Consider the following 18,614-nt stretch of genomic DNA (forward strand, 5'->3'; position numbering starts at 1 on the left):
GGCCGTCCTACGACAGCGTGGTGCAGAGTCAGCTCGCGGCCGCCAAGGCGACTGTCACCGAGACCCCCGAGCAGCAGCTCGCCGGCCTGCTGGGCAGTGGCGACACATGGACGATCCTCTGACCCGTACGGCATGACGAACGGCCGTCCCCGTTTCGGGGGCGGCCGTTCGTCATGCTCGGCGCAGGTTGTTCAGCGCTGGGCGGAGGCCGGCACCCAGAGGTTGTCGATCTCCTTCTCGGCCGCCGCGAGGCTCGCCTCGTGCAGCGGGATCAGCTCGGCCATCGCCGGCACCGAGGGCGCGAGGGTCAGCTCGGCATGAATGAAGCGCGGCTCCAGGCCGGTCATCGACAGGCCGTGCGGGAGCCACTGCTCCGCGTGGTCCCAGCCGTGGCGCGGGGTGCCCTCGCCGTAGCCGCCACCCCGGCTGGCCAGCACCACGAACTCGCGTCCACCGAGCATGCCCTCCTGCGTCGTCGGGTCGTAGGTGAGGCCGGCGACGATCAGGTGGTCGACCCAGGACTTGACGCTGCTGGGCGCGCCGTAGTTGTAGAGCGGCAGGCCGAGCAGCACCACGTCGGCCCGCTTCACCTCGTCGACCAGCCGCTCGCTGAGCTCCCAGGACTCGCGCTGGGCCGGGGTGTGCTGGTCCGGCGGCGTCATCCGAGCCAGCCCGCCGTCCGCGTCCAGGTGCGGCAGCGGCTTGGCGCCGAGGTCCCGGTAGTCCACCGTGCCGTCCGGGTGGGCCGCACGCCATGCGGCGACCGCGCGGGCGGTGAGCCGCCGGCTGATCGACCACTCACCGCGGATGCTCGAGTCAATATGCAGAAGATGCATGGTTCCCCCTCCAGGGATCGTCTGTGTAGCGCCAACTATTTATAGCAGGCAGATGTTCCAATCACTCGGTAGACTGGGTCACATGTCCGCCCTGGCCCCAGATCCCTCGGAGCACCGTTCGGGCGCGCTCCTGGACCACCTGGCCCGGCGGATGCGACTGCGGTCGGAGTCGGTGCTGGCGCCACTGGGCCTGCGACCACGGCACCTGGTCGCGCTCACCGTGTTGCGGGACGGCGGCGGCAGCAGTCAGCAGGCGCTCGCCAGCACCCTGGAAATGGACAGCACGAACATCGTCGGGCTGCTCAACGACCTGGAAGCGAAGCACCTGGTCGAGCGGCGACGCTCACCGGAGGACCGCCGACGACACGTCGTCGAGTTGACCGAAGACGGTGCGAAACACCTCAAAGAGGCCGAATGCGCCCTGGCTGGCGCCGAGGACGAGGTGCTGACCGCACTGGGGCCCGCCGAACGGGAGACGCTCTACGAACTGCTCCGGCGGGCCGTCTCCGCGACACCGGTCATCTGCACCGAAGCGCTCCGCGCCGACGTCGACAACTGCTGACGGCGGCGGCCGGAGGTCAGGCGGTCGTCGCCGACTGCGGCCTGTCGTCGCGTACGTGCACCAGCATGTCGCCGGTCTCGATCACGGCACCAGCCCGGTCTGCCAGGCTGACCACCTTGCCCCGCCGCACCAGGGCGATCACCAGTGACTCCAACTCACGCGGCGAGCGACCCACCTCGCTCCGCTCGGCCGAGCGCATCGCCAACGCCATGCCCTGGCCGGGAGTGAGCAGATCCTCCACCACGTCGATCAGCGGCGGGGCCGAGGTGGACAGACCGAGCAGCCGGCCTGCGGTGGCCGAGGAGACGATCACGTGGTGCGCGCCGCTCTGCTTGAGCAGCGGGGCGTTCTCCGCCTCCCGCGCCGCCGCGATGATCCGGACCTGCCCGGCGGTGAGCTGCCGCACCGTCAGCGCGACCAGCACCGAGGCGTCGTCGCTGTCGGTCGCGATGATCACGGCCTTCGCGTTCTTGACGTGCGCCTCGTTCAGCACCGACGACCGGGTCGCCGAGCCCTCGATCGCCACCAGCCCGGCGGAGGTGGCCTGCCGCAGGGCGGCGGCGCTGCGCTCCACCACCACGATCCGCGACCGGTCCAGACCGTTCTCCATCAGGGCGGAGACCGCGCTGCGCCCCTTGGTGCCGTAGCCGCAGATGATGACGTGGTCCTTCACGCTTCTCCTCCACCGCGACAGGCGACGGCCGGTGCGGTACTGCTCGGTCAGAACTTCCAGGGTGGTGCCGACCAGGATGATAAGGAAGATCACCCGGGCGGGGGTGATGAAGAGGACGTTGACCAGCCGAGCCGACGGCGCGGCCGGTGTGATGTCGCCGTAGCCGGTGGTCGAGAGCGACACGACCGCGTAGTAGAAGCAGTCGAGCAGGGTGAGGCCGTCCTCGTTGACGTCGCGGTAGCCGTCCCGGCCGATATAGACGGCGGCGACCACGGCGAAGACCAGGCCCAGTGCGGCGGCGAGCCGTAGGCTCAGCGCGCTCAGAGGGCCCCGGCGTTGCGCGGGGAAATGGATCACCGTCGAACCTGCCCCGCCACCGTCGCCTGCACGCCCACAACATAGCGGTTACGGCCCGCTTCGCACGTCCGGGTCGCTCGCGGACAACCTGGACGGCCCGGGACGGGCATGATGAGGGTGTTCCCGACGACGACCGCGAAAGTGAGGCCGGCATGTCGTTGCTGCGACGAGTCATCGGCGGAGTGCTACGCCGCCACCGGCAGCGTCAGGGCCGCACGCTGCGCGAGGTGGCTGCATCGGCCGACGTCTCGGTGCCCTACCTCTCGGAGGTCGAGCGAGGCCGGAAGGAGGCCTCGTCGGAGGTGCTGGCGGCGATCTGCCGAGCGCTCGGCATCAGCCTCGCCGACCTGCTCGGCGAGGCCCGCGACGATATGCGCCGGGTCGAGCCCCGCCTCCCGGCCGCGCCGCGCGCCGCGCTCACCCACCTGGAGCGGGTCGATGCGACCCGGCGCGAGATCGGCAACGCCACCCTGCTGGTGGGTCCACGTATCGGCGGGTTCGTCCTGCACCACGGGCCGGTGGCGAGCGAGCCGGCCCTCAGCGTCGCCGGAAAAGCCTCCGCTGGTGGCTCGTGCCCCGGTCCGCGTACCGCCGCCCTGGCTGACAGCGCACAGACCTGGCTGGGCCTGCGGCGGCTGACCGCCGCGTAGGCCGCGTGGGTTCTGCCGTCGGCGGATCTGCCGGCGGCAGAATCACTGGGCTGGCCACCGCCGCCGCGCGCACGCTGAAGGCGCCGGTCCCCCGGGCGGTCCCATCGCCCGCCGGCACCGTGAGGCGGCGGCACATGATCGAGTACGGCGTACGGATGGTGGACGGCCCGCAGGCGTCCTTCGGTGACCAGGTGTTCGAGCGGCTGCTGCGCGAACGCATTGTCTTCCTCGGCACCGAGGTGACGGAGGAGTCGGCCAACCAGATCTGCGCGCAGATCCTGCTGCTCGCTGCCGAGGACGCCAAATCGGACATCTACCTCTACATCAACTCGCCGGGCGGGTCGGTCAGCGCGGGAATGGCGGTCTACGACACGATGCGCTACGTCCGCAACGATGTGGCCACCCTGGCGCTCGGCTTCGCCGGCTCGATGGGGCAGTTCCTGCTGTGCGCGGGGGCGGCCGGCAAGCGGTACGCGCTGCCGCACTCGCGGATCATGATGCACCAGCCCTCCGGTGGAATGGGCGGGACCGCCTCGGACATCACTATCCAGGCGGAGAACATGCTGCACGTGAAGCGGACGATGCAGGAGCTGACCGCCCAGCACAGCGGACGGACGCTGGACGAGATCCAGCGCGACTGGGACCGGGACCGCTGGTTCACCGCCGAGCAGGCCCGGGAGTACGGCCTCATCGACCAGGTGATCACCCGAGCCGAGCAGCTACCGGCGGTCTGAGCCACCCGCTGGCCTGGTCTCGGCGGCGGCACTCGGGCAATATCGGTGGCGCTCGCCCGTTAGGGTCACGTCTATGCGTCGACTGATCCCAGCCCTCTCGATTGCCCTCGCCGTGACCCTCGTCAGCGGCTGCGGCACCAATTCCGGCGACCCGGCGGCGTCATCGTCCTCCGCCGCGCCCGCAGCGTCCAAGGTCGAGCCGACCGCCGCCGTCAAGCAGGGCATGGACCGCAGCCTCGCCGGCCCGCTCACCATGGATGCCTCGGTCAAGGCCGGCAACCAGTCGATCACCATGAGCGGAAAGATGGACCCTGCCGCCCGCACGCTGCACTTGACCGGCAAGGCGCCGGAACCGATCGAGGCGCGGCTGATCGGGGATGCCGCCTACCTCAAGTCGGACTCGCTCGACGGCGAGAAGCCGTGGATGAAGATCGACCTCACCAAGCTCAGGCCGAACAGCTCCTTGCGCCAGTCCTTCGACCTGAAGTCGCAGACCGGCCTCATCGGCGGCGTCGTGTCCGCCCAGGAGGTGGGCGGCGGCCGGTACACCGGCGTCGCCGACCTGGAGAAGGCCGCCGAGGCGGCCAGCGGCGAAGCCGGGATGCGGGAGGGCCTCGAGTCGACCGCCAAGCTGGCGAAGGACCCGAAGGCGGTCCCGTTCGAGGCGACTCTCGACGCCGACGGGCGCCTCACCGCGCTCTCCTACACGATCGCCACCAAGAAGCTGGGTGACCTCGTCACCGAGATGCGCATGAGCGACTTCGGCAAGCCCGTCACGGTGGACGCGCCGCCCGCCAGCGACACCGAGGCGGCGTCCGAGGAGATGTACAAGTTCCTCTGACCGGTCGGCGGGTGGGCTGCGGTTACCCGCAGCCCACCCGCCATTGTCTGTGCCCCAGCTCACAGCGCCATCGGTAACAATCCGTTGGACCAGCCCGTCCTTGAGGCAGCACAAACCACAAGGGAGGGCACATGTACGCCGCTTATGTCACGGTCACCATCCTCGCCTCGGTCTTCACCGGAGTCGCCGCCGTCACCTACCTGATCGGCCACGACTACCCGAAGGCCCAGATGGACATGAAGCGCCTGCCACGGGCCTGGATGCCGAGGTTGGGCACGGCGTTGGCAGCCGGTGCGTTGGGGCTGCTGGCCGGGTTCGCCGTGCCACTACTGGGGACACTCGCCGCCGCCGGCCTGGTGTTGTACTTCGTCGGCGCGCTCATCGCGCACCTGCGGGTAGGTTCCCGCCAGCTCGTGGGATGGGCGGTGTTCTTCTTCACCTCGGTGGCGGCGCTGGTCCTGAATCTGGCCCACCACTGGTGATCCGCCCGAGCCGGATGGGGCTTCGCGCGGTGACGTATCCGGCCAATGGTCTTCGGCGGATCTTCGAGGTGCCCGCGGCAGGATTCGAACCTGCGACACACGGTTTAGGAAGAAACTAGCGCCGCCTGCGCTGCCTAGCGTCCTACCAGGACGTATTTGGAATGATTCCCGGCTGGTGCGCCTGATGATTCCGCGCATGTTCCGAATTTTGCTACACGGCCAGACTAGTTGATTACAAGCTTCGCGCGTCGCGTCTGCACCCGTCGGGCAGCCGCTACACGCCGGAACTTCGTCCGTGCTGGGGCTTGTCAGCGTGCCGACTTACAGCGGCGTTGCTGTCGACAGCCCTTTCGCTGGTGATCCAGGCCGTTTCTCTCTCGGAGTCGTCGTAATCCGGTTCCTACGCACCGCCGGCGGCTCGAAGCCGGCCAGCACGCACATACCGACGTCGTAGGCGATCGTGGCCGAATCGTCCAGCAAGTTCGCCGAATTGAGGTAAAGGATAACGGTGACGGCAGCGCGTCGATGAAGGCGCACAAACGCGGCTTTAGGCAGGACCCCACACGACGGGTGGATGCATAGATCCGTCTCCACCCGTCGTGTGGGGTTTCAATCGACGTCGACGTGGAACTGGTCGCTGACGGCGAGGTCGGCGAGTTGCTGGGCGGTGAACGGCAGCTTCTTCAGCTCCGGCGGTGCCGTCCAGTATCTGTCGGGCCTCGAGATCTGGACGACCTTGACCAGTACCCCGTCCGGGTGCCGGTACACGGCCCACTGGGCGAATCGCGGGGGGTCCTCGTTCCAGCGGGCTTGCGCCACCCCTACCTTCGCTTGGCTGGCGGTCATCAGCTGGCATGTTCCGCGGGGGGGCCAGATCTCCAGCGCCAGGTCGCAGCCGTTACCCTGCCACCGGTTTCCAATTGGAGACTGCGGGGTGTGCACCTCGACCATCACCAACCCGGTCTGCTTCCCTTGGCGTACGTTGAAGTACGCCTGGTAGAACCCTAACGAAAACGCCTTCGGATCAAGCGGATTCAGCGGGTCGTCTCTCACCACGGTGTACCCGGCGGGCAGGGCGGCAATGAGATCGTCGAGCATCTCCCGTGCCCGGTTATTGCGTGCGTCCCACTCCTCCTGCGGCAGGTCCGGCGATCCCAGGTGCGGACAAGATGCCGGTGTGCACCTCACGGCACCGGGCGGCGTGGTCGCCCTCGGATCCGCCGCGCTGTTGGAGGGCGGCTCGGTACCCGCCGGACGATAGCTACTTCCGCTGCCCAGCACGCCGGTGAACCCGACGGCGGCGACCAGCACGACCGCTGTCGCCGACCCGGCGCAGAACGAGACGACACGGCGTCGGAACCGGGCGCGGCGACCAGCAGCGAGCGTGTCCGCTGCACTCATCGGTGGGGGAGGGCTCGTGGTCGCCATGACGTCGCGTAGCGCTCCTCGAAACTCGTCCTCATTCATTGATTCCCTCCCTGTTAGTAGCCAAAGTCGGTGCCAGCACCCGGCGCAGCGTTTCTAGCCCCCGCGCAGCCTGGCTTTTCACCGTTCCAGGCGAGCACCCCAGCAGCGACGCGGTCTCTTCGACGGACAGGTCCTCCCAGTACCGCAGGACCAACACGGCCCGCTGGCGAGGAGGTACGCCCGCTAGCGCCCGCAGCAAGACAAGCCGTTCTTCCGGCGAGTCCGCAGTCACGGCCTGTTCCACTGCCTCGCTGGTGACGCGTTCCTGTCGCCACCAGCCACGTCGCCGCTCATCGAGGAAGGTCCGCAACAGGATCTGCCGCACGTACGCGTCGAGTACTTCATGCCGAGATGTGCGATTCCAGGCCATGTAGAGCTTCGTGAACGTGGACTGGACCAGGTCCTCCGCCCGATGCCAGTCGCCACACAACAGGTAGGCGGTCCCGCGCATGGCGTCTGATCGCGCCGCGAAGTACGCCGCGAATGCGGCGTCACGATCGCTCATCCGATGCCTCCGATTCCCCAGTCGGGGATAGTCACGCAGGTTCCGGCTCCGGAGGTTGCATCCAATGAGAAATTCGCAGGGCTGCAGATGGAAGCCGCGCCGCGCTCCGTCCGGCAGAGGCATTGGCGCTGCGAGAGCAGGACTGCGACCTTCCCGAGACGGGATGGGGTTGGCTGACGCTGGCCAAGAGTCGACCCCAGGCGGGCAAGCGGTGGACCGACAGCGGCCAGGTCCATGACGACCGAGGGCTGAAGCACCGTGCCGAGGACGAGCCGCGCGGCGTGCCAATCCCACCCGCGCTCGTGGCGATCCTGCGCGCCCACATTGGACGATTTGGCGTCGCCAAGGATGGCCGGCTATTCCAAAGTGAGCGGGGCAACGTCGTTGCGGCCTCAACCTACTCACGCGTGTGGGAAGAGGCACGTCGGCTAGCTCTGACGCCGCGCCAGGTTGACTCTCCGCTGGCTGGTCGGCCGTACGACCTGCGGCACGCCGCCGTGTCGCTGTGGCTCAACACTGGTGTGCCGGCAACCGAGGTAGCCGACCGGGCCGGACACTCCGTGGACGTACTGCTGAAGGTCTACGCCAAGTGCATCGACGGCGCGGAGGCCACCGTCAACGACAGGATCTCTGAGGCTCTGACCGGGATGGCATGGCCCGTGTGACGGTCGCCGTTCCGGATCTTGCCTCGGTTGTGTCGACTGACCTGGTCGGATGCCTTCAAGGTCATTCCGCGCCCGTTCCGCGACCTACGACAAACGGCGGCTCCGGTGGCCTGCGGCTGCACATCTGTTCCAATTGAACAGCATTTATATGGGCAGCTCAGGTGGCGTTTCGACTGCGTATTGAGGTGCCCCCGGCAGGATTCGAACCTGCGACACACGGTTTAGGAAACCGATGCTCTATCCCCTGAGCTACGGGGGCGCGAGCGCACAGTCTAGCGACCTGGGCGCTCACCTGGGGTGGCAGGGAGTGGCCCACGTTCACCCGCGTCACCCGGACCCCTGTTCTCCCAGCCCAGGACCACACCCGGAGTCTTCATGTGACTCCGGATGATCTTAGTGGGCAGGGTGGAGTGGCCGCGCGGACCGTCGGTATCCGGGCAGCACATCGATGTGCAGGTGGGCAGGGTGGTCGGCGAGTTCCGGCAGCACCATCTGCTCGGGTGTGTGCAGCAGGTGCGCCATAACGGAGTCCGTGGGCCCCCGTTGTTCTCGGTTCAGCAGTCGTACGGACGGTCGGTGCGGGCGGCTGCCAGGGTGTGGGCCCACCAGTTGAGCTGGCGCACCATCTCGGCGAGGGCGGCTTCGACGGGCCCGGGGTCGCGTAGCTCGCCGTCGTCGAACACGTCGTGCACGTTTGGGATCAGGACGCTGGTGCGCATGGTGGGGACGTGCAGTTCGGCGAAGACGTTCCGTAGCTGTTCCACCGCGCGCAGTCCGCCGGAGGCGCCGCCGTAGGAGACGAAGCCGAGGGGCTTGGCTCGCCACTGTTCGTATGGAGTGTCGATGGCCGTCTTCAGGGGGCCGGGATAGCCGTGGTTGTACTCGGGCGTGACGATGACGAACGCGTCGGCCTTGTCGACACGTTTGGTGAACCGCTCGGCGTCGCCGCCACCGGCCAGATCGTCGGAGAGGTCGAGTTCGGCCAGGTCGATGTGGTCCACGCCAGCGTCGGTGTGCCGGGGGATGTGGCGCAGGAACCACCGTGTCACCGTCGGGCCGATCCGGTCGGGGCGGACGCTGGCGGTGATGACGGCGAGGGAGTAGGGGTCACGCATCGTGATCTCCTGTCGGCGGTCGGAGTTCCAGGTCCGGGGCGGTGGGCCGGTCCCCGTCGGGTGGGGGGAGGGTGGCGATGAGTGCTCGGATCTCCGGCGGGCTCAGGGCGAGGCTGAACTCGGAGTCGAGGACGGCGCCGTACTCCTCGTCGGTCAGCGACCGGGTGCGGGTCAAATCGCCCGGGCGTTCCTCGCTGTAGTCGCGGCCGATGAGCCGCCGGATCGCCGTGTCGTGCTTGCGGACGACGATGCACTGCTGGGTGAACGGCGAGTGTGGGCTGGTGGCGGTGTTGTGGTTGGCGACCTCGACGTCGACCGGGTACTGCGGCTCCTCGGTAAAGGTCAGCAGCGTGGTCCAGCTGCCGGTGGTCCGCTCACGCAGCCGCCAGGCGCCGTCCGCGCCGCGCCGGAGCTGGTACTCCCATGCGCCTTGGCGCTGCGGGGTGCCCTCGACCAGCGGCAACGGTTCAAGCAGGCCGGAGCCGAAGCCCACGTCGGCCAGCCACACCTGGTCGCCGTCGTCGACCCCGCAGGACCAGGTGCGAGCGCGGGCGCGGTTGCTCGGCCGGGTCGCCGGTACGGGCGAGCAGCCTGTCCACCCGGTAGCCGAGGTGCTGGAGTACCGCACCGAAGAGCACCCCGTGCTCGTAGCAGTACCCGCCGCGGCCGGCGTGGACGAGCTTGTCCTGCACCCGTGGCAGGTCGACCTCGACGCCCCGGCCGAGCATCACGTCCAGGTTCTCGAAGGTGATCGCGGCGATGTGGGCCCGGTGCAGGTTACGCAGGGTCATGCCATCCGGCGTGGTCGGGCCGCGGTAGCCGACCCGGCGCAGGTACGCGTCGAGATCGAGTGCGTCGATCAGCCAATGTGTCGTGGGACCGATGGCTCCCAGCGGGGAAGCCTGTCGAAGGGTCATGTCACATTCCTCCCAGTCGGTGACTCGGCACGGGGCCGGTGCTGGAGCGGACGACGAGTTCGGTCGGCAGGGTCAGGCGATTCGGCGTGTTGTCAGGGTCGAGCAACATGCGCGCCATCAGCCGGCCCTTCTCGTGGATGGGCTGACGGACGGTGGTCAACCCGGTCGAGGCCGCCAGGGGCACGTCGTCGAAGCCGGTGACCGACAGATCGCGTCCGACGCGGAGCCCCTGGACGGTGGCAACCTCGACGACGGCGGCGGCGAGCACGTCGCTGTCCGCGGCGATCGCCGTCGGGCGGTCGGGGGCCGCGAGGAGCGCTGTCGCCGCCAGGCGCCCGGCGGCGGCGGCGTTGTTTCCTCCACTGACGACACGCACTCTGGCCCGAGCGGGGAGCGCCTCGCGGATGCCGGCGAGCCGGTGCCGCGAATACGGGTAGAGCGCTGCCTCTTCCTCGACAGCGATGGCGCAACCCGGCTCGCCCGGGGAGGAGACCACCACCGCGACCTCGTGGTGGCCGAGGTCGGCAAGGTGGCGTCCGATCTCCCGACCCGCCTGCCGGTCGTCGATCAGCACGCAGCGACCTGCCGTCGTGTCGGAGGAGCGGACCAGGGGAAGGGAACGCTCGGACAGGGCACGGACAGCCGGATGATCGTCGGTGAGCCCGTCGGCCACCGCACCGTCGATGACCGCCCGGTGCACGGCGTCGAGCGACTCGCGTACCTGCGCGTCGCTGAGCCCGGCGACGACCGGCGCGAACGGGATGAGCACCAGACTCGTACGGCTCTGCGCCAACGTCTCGGCGAGGCCGCCGAGCAGAGCGAGGACATAGGGATCACTGAAGGCGTACGTCAGCTCGGTTGTGAAGATGACGCCGATCGCGTTGGCCCGCCCAGTCCGCAACGACCTCGCGGCGGCGTCCGGTCCGGAGTAACCGAGCTCGCGTGCCACCGCCAGGATCCGTGACCGCATCTCCGACGACAACCGGTCCGGGCGGTTGAAGGCGTACGACACCGACGCCGTCGAGACCCCGGCCGCCTCAGCGACCGACCGCAGTGTGACCCGCATGCCCATGCCCCTCCTCATGTTAATCGTTTAACATCGTGCATTGTGGAAGGTGAGACGTCAAGGACAGGCCCCCGACCGGAAGATCGGTCGGCTGGCGCGCGGAGCGGTATCTCCGGGCGCCTACCAGGAGAATCGCCTGTCTGGTAACAACTCCGCACGGCACCCGCCCCGACGGTCCCGCCGCGACAGATGTTCGTAAGAAGTTAGGCGAGCGGGCCGGGTGTCACGCGTACCCGATCGATGGGTCTTAGCGTGAACCGGAACGGAACGTGATGAGCCGGCCACAGTTCGAGGGTCGGCTCGTCGGGGGCGGCGTCGGCGGACGGCTGACCCGGCGGACATCGGGACGAGGAGTCGGACAGTGGCGAGCTGGGTGCAGGTGGAAACGGCGGATCGGTCTCTCGCGGACCGGGTGAAACGACGTTTCGCGATGGGGACGAACAAGACGATCGCCACGCTGCGCAAGGATGGCGGGCCCCGCATCAGCGCGTGTGAGGTCGAGTTCCGGGACGGCGAGGTGAAGCTGGGCATGATGCCCGGGTCGATGAAGCTGCTCGACCTGCTGCGTGATGCCCGGATCGCCATCCACTGCCCCACCATCGAGCCGACCGATGAGCAGTCGGACGGCTGGCCCGGGGACGCCAAGCTGGCCGGTGTAGCTGTCGAGGTACCGGAGCCGGCCGACAACACCGTGGAGGGTGCCCGGTTCTTCCGCGTCGACGTGCGTGAGGTGGTGCTGACCTACGTCGCCGAGACCCGTGACCACCTCATTGTCGAGTCCTGGCAGGAGGGCCGCGGGGTCCAACGTCGGCCGCGTTACTGAGGCTCCGCCTAGCCGATTCTCAGGCCGGGCGGACTCAGCCTCGGCGGTCGGCCGCGAGCTCGGGATGCCGCTCCGGCTTCGAACGCGACTGCCGGTACGCGAGCAACCACGGGATCGGCACGAGCGCCATGAGACCGCCGGCCACCGCCACCGCGGCGAACCCGCCCCCGGCGAAGAGTGCTCCGGCGGCCAGGCTGGCGACGATCGACGCGGTGAAGACGATTGCGTCCACGCCACCCTGCACCTCGCTGCGCTCCACCGGGTCCAACTGCCCGCTGAGCATGCTGCTGCTGCCGACGAAGACGAGGTTCCAGCCGTATCCGAGGAGGAACAGGCCCGCCGGGAGTGTCGTCGTGTGCCCGGTTGGGGCGATCCCCACGATCAGGGCGGCCGCAACGAGGAGGACGACCCCGGCGCTCACCGTCCAGCGCCCACCCCAGAGGTCGGACAGACGACCGGACAAGGGGGCCAGGGCGAACATGCCGATCATGTGGGCGCTGAGCACCATGCCGACCACGTTCAGGCCGTGGTGCTGATCGTGCAGTTGCAACGGGGTCATCGTCATCACGGTGACCATTGAGAGGTGGGCACCGAGCATCGCGCACAGGGCGGTGGCCACGGCGGGGAGCCGCACCAATGCGCGAACGCGGGACAGGGAGAGCGCGGACGGTCGGTTCACACGCGGTGGCTCGCCGGACGGTGGCAGCACCCGGGTGATGGTCAGCGCCACGATGACGAGCACGACCGCGGCGAACACCGTGCCGGACAGTGCCGGCAGGCGCATGGCTTCGGCGAGCCGGCCGGCGGGCGCGACCAGGTTGGGGCCGGTCAGCGCGCCGACGGTGCCAGCCCAGACGATGATGGACAGCGCGGACGCCTTGCGATCCTCGGGGTACATGTCCGCCGCCAGATAGCGCGACACCTGGGCGCCACCGTTGCCGACGCCGATCAGGACCAGCCCGACGAGCAGGGCTGCCAGGCCGGCGCCGGCCGCGCCCGCGAAGGCGGCGACGGCCCCCGCGACCGCCGACGAATACACCACGGTCAGCGCGAACGACCCGCCCCGCCGTGCCGTCACCGCGCCCAGACCCAGCGCACCGATCGCGGACCCGAGCACTCCCGCCGCGTTGGCGAAGCCGCTCAGGCGGGCCCCCGCACTGTCGGCGACGATCAGGGTGCTCACGGTGGTGACCGGCACGGTCGCCGTATTCATCATGGCCACCCCGACGAACAGCGAGGTCATCGCTCGCGCGCGGGAGGGTGGAGCAATTCCGTGTCGTAGAAACCCCATCCTTGCAGCCTAGAAATTCAGTAGTCGATATAGAATTTCATGCGTTTCACAGATGCGCGATCAGAGATCCGTTTGTCAGGTGAGGACAGGCGATGACTTTTCAAGTGGAAAAGGCGCTCGACGACGTCGACTGGCAGATCATCCGGGAGCTTCAGCAGGACGGTCGGCTGTCCATCCGCGCCCTCGGTCGGCGGGTCAACCTGTCGGCCCCGGCGGTCGGAGAGCGGGTCCGGCGGCTGGAGGACTTCGGTGTCATCACCGGATACCAGGCGCGGATCAACCCGCGACTTGCCGGATACCCGCTACTGGCGTTCGTGGAACTTCGGTGCGCGCGCGGGCAATGCCTGCTGAACACGAGTTCGGCTGCCGAGCATCCGGAAATTGTCGAGGTCCACAAGCTGAGCGGTGGGTACTGCTCGATGTTGAAGGTACGCACCACCTCCCTTGAGCACCTGGAAGGGCTGCTCGAACGCCTGGGGCGACACGGCGACGTCCGATCCAGCGTGGTGCTCTCCAGTCAGCACGAGGACGACCGGGTCACCCCGCCGCACGAGGTGTATCGCGGCGCCACCCGGCACGCAGGCTGGCAGCCCCGGTGACGAGCCGGGGAGCGGCGGGGCCGGTCAAGCAACTCCGGCTCCTCGGTCCTCGTGCGCTTGAGCTGGGCGCAGCGGTGCCGCCGACCTTTTGGCAGCCAAATGCACCCAACGCAGGTTCTTTCCGTCCGGTTTGGCGCGGCAGCTCGGGGTACGGCCACCTGATGGAAGGCGATCGAGCGAGGGAGGCGGCGGTGGCGGACGCGACGGTGGCGGACCTGGTGGTGTCCCGCTTGACGGACTGGGGTGTGGACCGGGTCTTCGGCTATTCGGGTGACGGCATCGACGGGGTGATGGGGGCGCTGCGTCGGGCCGGGCAGCCGGAGTTCGTGCAGGCCCGACACGAGGAGACGGCCGCGTTCATGGCGTGCGGTCACGCGAAGTACACCGGCGGGCTGGGGGTGTGCCTGTCCACTCAGGGGCCGGGTGCGGTGCATCTGCTCAACGGCCTGTACGACGCCCGGCTGGATTCCCAACCGGTGCTCGCCCTGGTCGGCCAGCAGGTGACGTCGGTGCTGGGCAGCGGTTACCAGCAGGAGATCGACCTGGTACGCCTCTTCGGCGACGTGTGCGCACAGTTCGTGCAGACCGCGTACACCGCGGAGCAGTTGCCGATGCTGCTGGACCGCGCGATCCGGACGGCCCTGGCGACCCGCAGCCCGACCTGCGTGATCCTGCCGCACGACGTGCAGACCGCGCCCGCTCCCGACCTCGGTGCTCAGCAGCACGGGATCATAGTGACCAACCCCGGGTTGCCCGTGCCGGAGCTGCGGCCCCGCGCCGATGATCTGCGGGCCGCCGCGGATCTGCTCAACGCCGGACAGCGCGTGGCGATCCTGGTGGGCCAGGGCGCCCGCGCCGCCGCCAACGAGGTGGTCGAGCTGGCCGAGGCGCTCGGCGCGGGGGTGACAGTGTCGCTGCTCGGCAAGCCGGTGTTGGACGAGGCGATGCCGTTCCACACCGGCGTGATGGGTCACCTGGGCAGCACCGCCAGCAGTTTCCTGATGAGCGAGTGCGACACGCTGCTGATCGTCGGCAGCAACGACCCCTGGTCCGAGTTCTACCCCGCGCCGGGGCAGGCCCGGGCGGTGCAGATCGACATCGACGGCCGACGCCTGGGCATGCGCTACCCGGTGGAGGTGCCGCTGCTCGGTGATGCCGCCGAGACGATCCGGGCCCTCCGGCCGCTGCTCACGCCCCGACCGGACCGGAGTTGGCGGCAGCGCGTCGAGGCCGAGGTGACCCGCTGGCGGGACATCGCCCGGCAGCGGGCCACCGCCGAGGCCGAGCCGCTCAATCCGCAGTACGCAGTGCACGCGCTCACCGACCGGCTGCCCGGAGACGCGCAGGTGTCGGTGGACGTCGGGTCGGTGACCTACTGGTACGCGCGGCACCTGCGGCTGCCCGTCGGTGTCGACGCGCACCTGTCGAGCACCCTGGCCTCGATGGGCTCGGCACTGCCGTACGGGTTGGCCGCGAAACTCGCCGCACCGCACCGACCGGTGGTGGCCCTCGCCGGTGACGGTGCCATGCAGATGAACGGGTTGGCCGAGCTGCTCACAGTGGCGCACCGCTGGCGGGACTGGGCGGACCCGCGCTTCGTGGTGCTGGTGCTGCACAACCGCGACCTGGCGGAGGTGAGCTGGGAGCAGCGGGAGATGGAGGGCGACCCTCGCTTCGTCGACTCGCAACGACTGCCGGACGCCCCGTACGCCCGTTGGGCCGAGCTGCTGGGACTGCACGGCTTCCGGGTCACCACCCCCGCCGAGGTCGATGCCGCCTGGGACCGGGCCCTGTCGGCGGACCGTCCGACGCTGATCGAGGCGATCGTGGATCCCGCGATCCCGTTGCTGCCGCCCGCGCAGCCGTACGACAAGGTCGCCACCATGTACCAGGCGCTCGGCCGGGAGGACACCGACCTGAGTCGGCGGGCGCTGGCACACCTGCGCCGCGAGCGGGCCAGCGAGGGCTTCGACGACCCGCAGTGACCAGCGGGCAGGTGTCACGTTCGGGTTCTGGGGGACATATCGCTGAGTCGGTGACGGGCGGCGAACGAGAGCAGGGGGAAGCCCATGGGCCTGGCCAGGCAGTCGGCGCACGCCTTCGTGGGCAGCGCGCTGGCGGTGGTGATCGCCGGGCTGGTCGCCCTCGTCACGCATCAGCCGTGGCTGTTTCCCAGTCTGGGGCCGGCCGTGATGTTGCATGTGGAGAAACCACGATCACCTGAGGCTTCGCCGCGTAACACGTTCATCGGGCACGCGGTCGCCCTGCTGGCCGGGTACGTGTTCCTGATGGTCTGTGGGCTCGCCGACGAACCCTCCGCGCTGCAGGAGGGGGTGAGTGGGCCGCGGATCGTGGCGGTGGCCGGCTCGCTGGCGGTGACCGTGTTGGTGTTGATGCTGCTGAAGGCGTCCCATGCCCCGGCCGGGGCGACGACGCTGATCGTGAGTCTGGGTCTGCTGCGTACGCCGACGCAGTTGCTCATCGCGGCCGGTGCGGTGGTGCTGGTCACTGTCGTTGACTGGTTGTACGGGCGGGTGTCCGGACGACCGATGCCGCTGTGGGCGGCACCCGAGCGGTAGTCGAGAGGAGTGCGTCGTGGTTGACCGGATCGCCGAACCGTGGGGTGAGCGAACCCCGTACGGGCCGGGGCAGGAGTGGCCGGTACGGGTGGACCGGTATCTGGCCGACGGTCGGGGCGATGCCGACGTGGACCGGTGGGTGCAGTCCGCGTCGGTGCTGCACTCCAACGGCGACGCCATGGACATCGGGGTCGCCGACGGGCGGATCGTGGGCGTGCGTGGCCGCGCCGTGGACCGGATCAACCGGGGCCGGCTCGACCCCAAGGATCTTTACGGCTGGCAGGCCAACCACAGCCCGGACCGGTTGACCCGGCCGCTGGTCCGTGACGGTGACCGCCTGGTCGAGGCGGACTGGGACACCGCGATGGGCCGAATCGTGGCCCGGTCGAAGGAACTCCTCGACGGGCCGGGGGGATGGGGGCACTTCGGCTTCTACACCAGCGGCCAACTCTTCCTTGAGGAGTACTACACCCTCGGCGTGATCGGCAAGGCCGGCCTCGGCACGCCGCACATGGACGGCAACACCCGGCTCTGCACGGCCACCGCCGCGGCGGCGATGAAGGCGAGCTTCGGCACCGACGGCCAGCCCGGTTCGTACACGGATGTGGACCACTGCGACGCGATCGCGCTGTGGGGGCACAACGTGGCGGAGACGCAGACGGTGCTGTGGATGCGGATGCTGGACCGTCGACGAGGGCCGAATCCACCGGCGATGCTGGCGGTGGACCCGCGCGCCACCCCCGTCGCCCGGGAGGCCGACCTGCACCTCGCGGTCCGCAACGGCACCAACATGGCCCTGATGAACGGCCTGCTGCGGGAGATCGTTCGGCGGGGTTGGTACGACCGTGACTACGTCGACGCGCACACAGTGGGCTTCGACGAGCTGTGCCGGATCATCGACGGTTACCCCCCGCGCCGGGTCGCCGACATCTGCGACGTGCCCGCGGCCGACGTGGAGCGCGCCGCCGAGCTGCTCGGCTCGTCGCAGCGGCTGCTGTCGACGGTGTTGCAGGGCTTCTACCAGTCGAACCAGGCCACCGCCGCCGCCTGCGCGGTCAACAACCTGCACCTGATCCGCGGCATGATCGGCCGGCCGGGGGCGGGCATCTACCAGATGAACGGTCAGCCCACCGCGCAGAACACCCGGGAGACCGGCGCCGACGGCGACCTGCCCGGCCTGCGCAACTGGGACAACACCGCGCACATCGAGGAACTGGCCCGGCTGTGGAACGTCGACGTCGACATGATCCCGCACTGGGCGCCGCCGACGCACGCCATGCAGATCTTCCGGTACGCCGAGCAGGGCTCGATCAAGCTGCTCTGGATCACCGCCACCAACCCGGCCGTCTCGTTGCCGGACCTGGCCCAGATCCGGCGGATGTTGGCCAAGCCCGACCTGTTCGTGGTGGTGCAGGATCTCTTCCTGACCGAGACCGCCGAACTGGCGGACGTGGTGCTGCCCGCCGCCACCTGGGCGGAGAAGACCGGCACGTTCACCAGCGTCGACCGGACGGTGCACATCTCCGACAAGGCGGTCGACCCGCCCGGCGAGGCGCGCACGGACCTCGACATCTTCCTCGACTACGCCCGCCGGATGGACTTCCGCGACCGTGACGGCCAGCCGCTGATCCCGTGGACCGGGCCGGAGGAGGCGTTCGAGGCGTGGAAGGAGTGCAGCCGCGGACGGCCCTGCGACTACACCGGCATCACGTACGAGAAGCTTCGCGGCGGCTCCGGCATCCAGTGGCCCTGCACCGAGGAGCATCCCGACGGCACCGAGCGCCTCTACACCGACGGGACCTTCAACACCGACCCCGACTACTGCGAGACGTACGGCAACGACCTGGACACCGGCGCCGAGTTCACCGAGCCGGAGTACCGCGCCAAGGAGCCGCGCGGCCGGGCGTTCCTGCTCACCGTCGACTACCAGCCCTCACCCGAGGTGCCCGACGACGACCACCCGATGCTGCTCACCACTGGTCGTACCGTCTACCAGTTCCACACCCGGACGAAGACCGGCCGCGCCCCGCAGCTCAACCAGGCAGCCCCGGACGTGTGGGTGGAACTCAACCCGGACGACGCCGCCCGACTCGACATCGCCGAGGGCGACCTGATTGGCATCTCATCCCCGCGCGGCGCCATCCAGGCCCGTGCCCGGCTCTGCGGCATCCGTCCGGGTGTCGTCTTCGTGCCGTTCCACTACGGCTACTTCGACCAGGATCCGGACGACAGCACACCGCGCGCGGCGAACGAGCTGACCATCACCGCGTGGGACCCGGTCTCCAAGCAACCTCTGTTCAAGGTCGCCGCCGTGGCGGTGGCGAAGCTCGCCGACGGCCGGGGCGTACCCTCGCCAGCACCCACGGTCGGCGGCAGCGCGCCGCCCCCGGACGCCCACGTGCCGTCGACCGTCGGCGGGCCGGCCGCCGAGGCCACCAGCGGAAAGGAGTGA

The 18,614-nt window shown here is 69.2% G+C and carries 20 protein-coding genes, 1 tRNA gene and 1 pseudogene; 12 read left to right on the forward strand and 10 right to left on the reverse strand.

The genetic code is table 11. The features are described 5' to 3' along the window. Window positions 1-122: pseudogene (locus KBX46_RS10875) on the forward strand (2-oxoacid:ferredoxin oxidoreductase subunit beta); the annotation flags it as partial. A gap of 69 nt (window positions 123-191) precedes the next feature. On the opposite strand, the gene KBX46_RS10880 reads toward KBX46_RS10875, so the two are convergent. Beyond that, the gene (locus KBX46_RS10880) at window positions 192-836 is read right to left on the reverse strand and encodes an FMN-dependent NADH-azoreductase (RefSeq protein WP_210792398.1); all 645 of its coding nucleotides are present in this window, start codon (window positions 834-836) and stop codon (window positions 192-194) included. A gap of 82 nt (window positions 837-918) precedes the next feature. On the opposite strand from KBX46_RS10880, the gene KBX46_RS10885 reads away from it, so the two are divergent. After that, window positions 919-1,398 (forward strand): MarR family winged helix-turn-helix transcriptional regulator, encoded by a 480-nt coding sequence (locus KBX46_RS10885; protein ID WP_185755183.1) that lies wholly within the window; start codon window positions 919-921, stop codon window positions 1,396-1,398. A 16-nt stretch (window positions 1,399-1,414) separates the two neighbouring features. Here the strand turns inward: KBX46_RS10885 and KBX46_RS10890 are convergent, their stop codons facing one another. Further along, window positions 1,415-2,428 carry a TrkA family potassium uptake protein gene (locus KBX46_RS10890; RefSeq protein ID WP_088951350.1) on the reverse strand — a complete coding sequence of 338 codons (1,014 nt, stop codon included), beginning with the start codon at window positions 2,426-2,428 and terminating at the stop codon, window positions 1,415-1,417. 152 nt (window positions 2,429-2,580) lie between these two features. Between KBX46_RS10890 and KBX46_RS33105 the strand changes: the two genes are divergently transcribed. From KBX46_RS33105 to KBX46_RS10910, 4 genes are all read left to right on the forward strand, one after another. Next, on the forward strand, window positions 2,581-3,078 hold the full coding sequence (locus tag KBX46_RS33105) for a helix-turn-helix domain-containing protein (protein WP_210792400.1): 498 nt from the start codon (window positions 2,581-2,583) through the stop codon (window positions 3,076-3,078). 134 nt (window positions 3,079-3,212) lie between these two features. Continuing rightward, window positions 3,213-3,812 (forward strand): ClpP family protease, encoded by a 600-nt coding sequence (locus KBX46_RS10900; RefSeq protein WP_210792401.1) that lies wholly within the window; start codon window positions 3,213-3,215, stop codon window positions 3,810-3,812. A 73-nt stretch (window positions 3,813-3,885) separates the two neighbouring features. Beyond that, on the forward strand, window positions 3,886-4,653 hold the full coding sequence (locus tag KBX46_RS10905; RefSeq protein ID WP_141907789.1) for a hypothetical protein: 768 nt from the start codon (window positions 3,886-3,888) through the stop codon (window positions 4,651-4,653). 131 nt (window positions 4,654-4,784) lie between these two features. After that, window positions 4,785-5,135: a DoxX family protein gene (locus KBX46_RS10910; RefSeq protein WP_210792406.1), complete on the forward strand. Its 351-nt coding sequence runs from the start codon at window positions 4,785-4,787 to the stop codon at window positions 5,133-5,135. A 609-nt stretch (window positions 5,136-5,744) separates the two neighbouring features. Here KBX46_RS10910 and KBX46_RS10915 read toward each other — a convergent pair. Then, window positions 5,745-6,446 carry a hypothetical protein gene (locus KBX46_RS10915; RefSeq protein WP_210792407.1) on the reverse strand — a complete coding sequence of 234 codons (702 nt, stop codon included), beginning with the start codon at window positions 6,444-6,446 and terminating at the stop codon, window positions 5,745-5,747. Between the two features lie 148 nt (window positions 6,447-6,594). Continuing rightward, window positions 6,595-7,107, reverse strand: coding sequence for a SigE family RNA polymerase sigma factor (locus KBX46_RS10920; protein ID WP_099850257.1), 513 nt, complete (start codon window positions 7,105-7,107; stop codon window positions 6,595-6,597). A 122-nt stretch (window positions 7,108-7,229) separates the two neighbouring features. Here KBX46_RS10920 and KBX46_RS10925 point away from each other — a divergent pair, with 122 nt between their 5' ends. After that, window positions 7,230-7,772, forward strand: coding sequence for a tyrosine-type recombinase/integrase (locus KBX46_RS10925; protein ID WP_247667352.1), 543 nt, complete (start codon window positions 7,230-7,232; stop codon window positions 7,770-7,772). Window positions 7,773-7,958: 186 nt separating this feature from the next. On the opposite strand, the gene KBX46_RS10930 is transcribed toward KBX46_RS10925, so the two are convergent. From KBX46_RS10930 to KBX46_RS10950, 5 genes are all read right to left on the reverse strand, one after another. Then, window positions 7,959-8,031 (reverse strand) — tRNA-Arg (locus KBX46_RS10930). A 295-nt stretch (window positions 8,032-8,326) separates the two neighbouring features. Continuing rightward, window positions 8,327-8,887 (reverse strand): NADPH-dependent FMN reductase, encoded by a 561-nt coding sequence (locus tag KBX46_RS10935; RefSeq protein ID WP_210792408.1) that lies wholly within the window; start codon window positions 8,885-8,887, stop codon window positions 8,327-8,329. After that, on the reverse strand, window positions 8,880-9,395 hold the full coding sequence (locus KBX46_RS10940; RefSeq protein ID WP_210792409.1) for an arylamine N-acetyltransferase: 516 nt from the start codon (window positions 9,393-9,395) through the stop codon (window positions 8,880-8,882). Before KBX46_RS10940 ends, KBX46_RS10935 begins: the two co-directional genes overlap by 8 nt. Then, entirely contained in the window at window positions 9,355-9,804 is a 450-nt protein-coding gene (locus KBX46_RS32860) for an arylamine N-acetyltransferase (protein WP_210792410.1), read from the reverse strand. The genes KBX46_RS10940 and KBX46_RS32860 overlap by 41 nt, the downstream gene beginning before the upstream one ends. Before the next feature lies 1 nt (window position 9,805). After that, window positions 9,806-10,870, reverse strand: a complete 1,065-nt coding sequence (locus KBX46_RS10950) for a LacI family DNA-binding transcriptional regulator (protein ID WP_210792411.1) — start codon at window positions 10,868-10,870, stop codon at window positions 9,806-9,808. Between the two features lie 430 nt (window positions 10,871-11,300). Between KBX46_RS10950 and KBX46_RS10955 the strand changes: the two genes are divergently transcribed. After that, the gene (locus KBX46_RS10955; protein WP_247667353.1) at window positions 11,301-11,693 is read left to right on the forward strand and encodes a pyridoxamine 5-phosphate oxidase; all 393 of its coding nucleotides are present in this window, start codon (window positions 11,301-11,303) and stop codon (window positions 11,691-11,693) included. A gap of 34 nt (window positions 11,694-11,727) precedes the next feature. Here KBX46_RS10955 and KBX46_RS10960 read toward each other — a convergent pair whose 3' ends face one another. Then, the gene (locus tag KBX46_RS10960) at window positions 11,728-12,936 is read right to left on the reverse strand and encodes an MFS transporter (RefSeq protein WP_247667354.1); all 1,209 of its coding nucleotides are present in this window, start codon (window positions 12,934-12,936) and stop codon (window positions 11,728-11,730) included. A 140-nt stretch (window positions 12,937-13,076) separates the two neighbouring features. Between KBX46_RS10960 and KBX46_RS10965 the strand changes: the two genes are divergently transcribed. The 4 genes from KBX46_RS10965 (at window position 13,077) to KBX46_RS10980 (ending at window position 18,614) form a co-directional block, all read left to right on the forward strand. Beyond that, window positions 13,077-13,583 carry an Lrp/AsnC family transcriptional regulator gene (locus KBX46_RS10965; RefSeq protein WP_210792414.1) on the forward strand — a complete coding sequence of 169 codons (507 nt, stop codon included), beginning with the start codon at window positions 13,077-13,079 and terminating at the stop codon, window positions 13,581-13,583. A 161-nt stretch (window positions 13,584-13,744) separates the two neighbouring features. Then, window positions 13,745-15,568 (forward strand): thiamine pyrophosphate-requiring protein, encoded by a 1,824-nt coding sequence (locus tag KBX46_RS10970; protein ID WP_247667355.1) that lies wholly within the window; start codon window positions 13,745-13,747, stop codon window positions 15,566-15,568. Between the two features lie 84 nt (window positions 15,569-15,652). Then, a complete protein-coding gene (locus KBX46_RS10975; protein ID WP_210792416.1) occupies window positions 15,653-16,162 on the forward strand; it encodes an HPP family protein in 510 nt (169 codons plus the stop codon). Window positions 16,163-16,178: 16 nt separating this feature from the next. Continuing rightward, window positions 16,179-18,614, forward strand: coding sequence for a molybdopterin oxidoreductase family protein (locus KBX46_RS10980; RefSeq protein ID WP_210792417.1), 2,436 nt, complete (start codon window positions 16,179-16,181; stop codon window positions 18,612-18,614).

The sequence above is a fragment of the Micromonospora sp. C81 genome (assembly GCF_018070425.1).
Lineage (GTDB): Bacteria > Actinomycetota > Actinomycetes > Mycobacteriales > Micromonosporaceae > Micromonospora > Micromonospora zamorensis.

Coding starts and splice junctions, on each gene's coding strand:
- KBX46_RS10880 (WP_210792398.1), bottom strand. CDS start 836: ATGCATCTTCTGCATATTGACTCGAGCATCCGCGGTGAGTGGTCGATC.
- KBX46_RS10885 (WP_185755183.1), top strand. CDS start 919: ATGTCCGCCCTGGCCCCAGATCCCTCGGAGCACCGTTCGGGCGCGCTC.
- KBX46_RS33105 (WP_210792400.1), top strand. CDS start 2,581: ATGTCGTTGCTGCGACGAGTCATCGGCGGAGTGCTACGCCGCCACCGG.
- KBX46_RS10900 (WP_210792401.1), top strand. CDS start 3,213: ATGATCGAGTACGGCGTACGGATGGTGGACGGCCCGCAGGCGTCCTTC.
- KBX46_RS10905 (WP_141907789.1), top strand. CDS start 3,886: ATGCGTCGACTGATCCCAGCCCTCTCGATTGCCCTCGCCGTGACCCTC.
- KBX46_RS10910 (WP_210792406.1), top strand. CDS start 4,785: ATGTACGCCGCTTATGTCACGGTCACCATCCTCGCCTCGGTCTTCACC.
- KBX46_RS10920 (WP_099850257.1), bottom strand. CDS start 7,107: ATGAGCGATCGTGACGCCGCATTCGCGGCGTACTTCGCGGCGCGATCA.
- KBX46_RS10935 (WP_210792408.1), bottom strand. CDS start 8,887: ATGCGTGACCCCTACTCCCTCGCCGTCATCACCGCCAGCGTCCGCCCC.
- KBX46_RS32860 (WP_210792410.1), bottom strand. CDS start 9,804: ATGACCCTTCGACAGGCTTCCCCGCTGGGAGCCATCGGTCCCACGACA.
- KBX46_RS10950 (WP_210792411.1), bottom strand. CDS start 10,870: ATGCGGGTCACACTGCGGTCGGTCGCTGAGGCGGCCGGGGTCTCGACG.
- KBX46_RS10955 (WP_247667353.1), top strand. CDS start 11,301: ATGGGGACGAACAAGACGATCGCCACGCTGCGCAAGGATGGCGGGCCC.
- KBX46_RS10960 (WP_247667354.1), bottom strand. CDS start 12,936: ATGACCTCGCTGTTCGTCGGGGTGGCCATGATGAATACGGCGACCGTG.
- KBX46_RS10965 (WP_210792414.1), top strand. CDS start 13,077: ATGACTTTTCAAGTGGAAAAGGCGCTCGACGACGTCGACTGGCAGATC.
- KBX46_RS10970 (WP_247667355.1), top strand. CDS start 13,745: ATGGAAGGCGATCGAGCGAGGGAGGCGGCGGTGGCGGACGCGACGGTG.
- KBX46_RS10975 (WP_210792416.1), top strand. CDS start 15,653: ATGGGCCTGGCCAGGCAGTCGGCGCACGCCTTCGTGGGCAGCGCGCTG.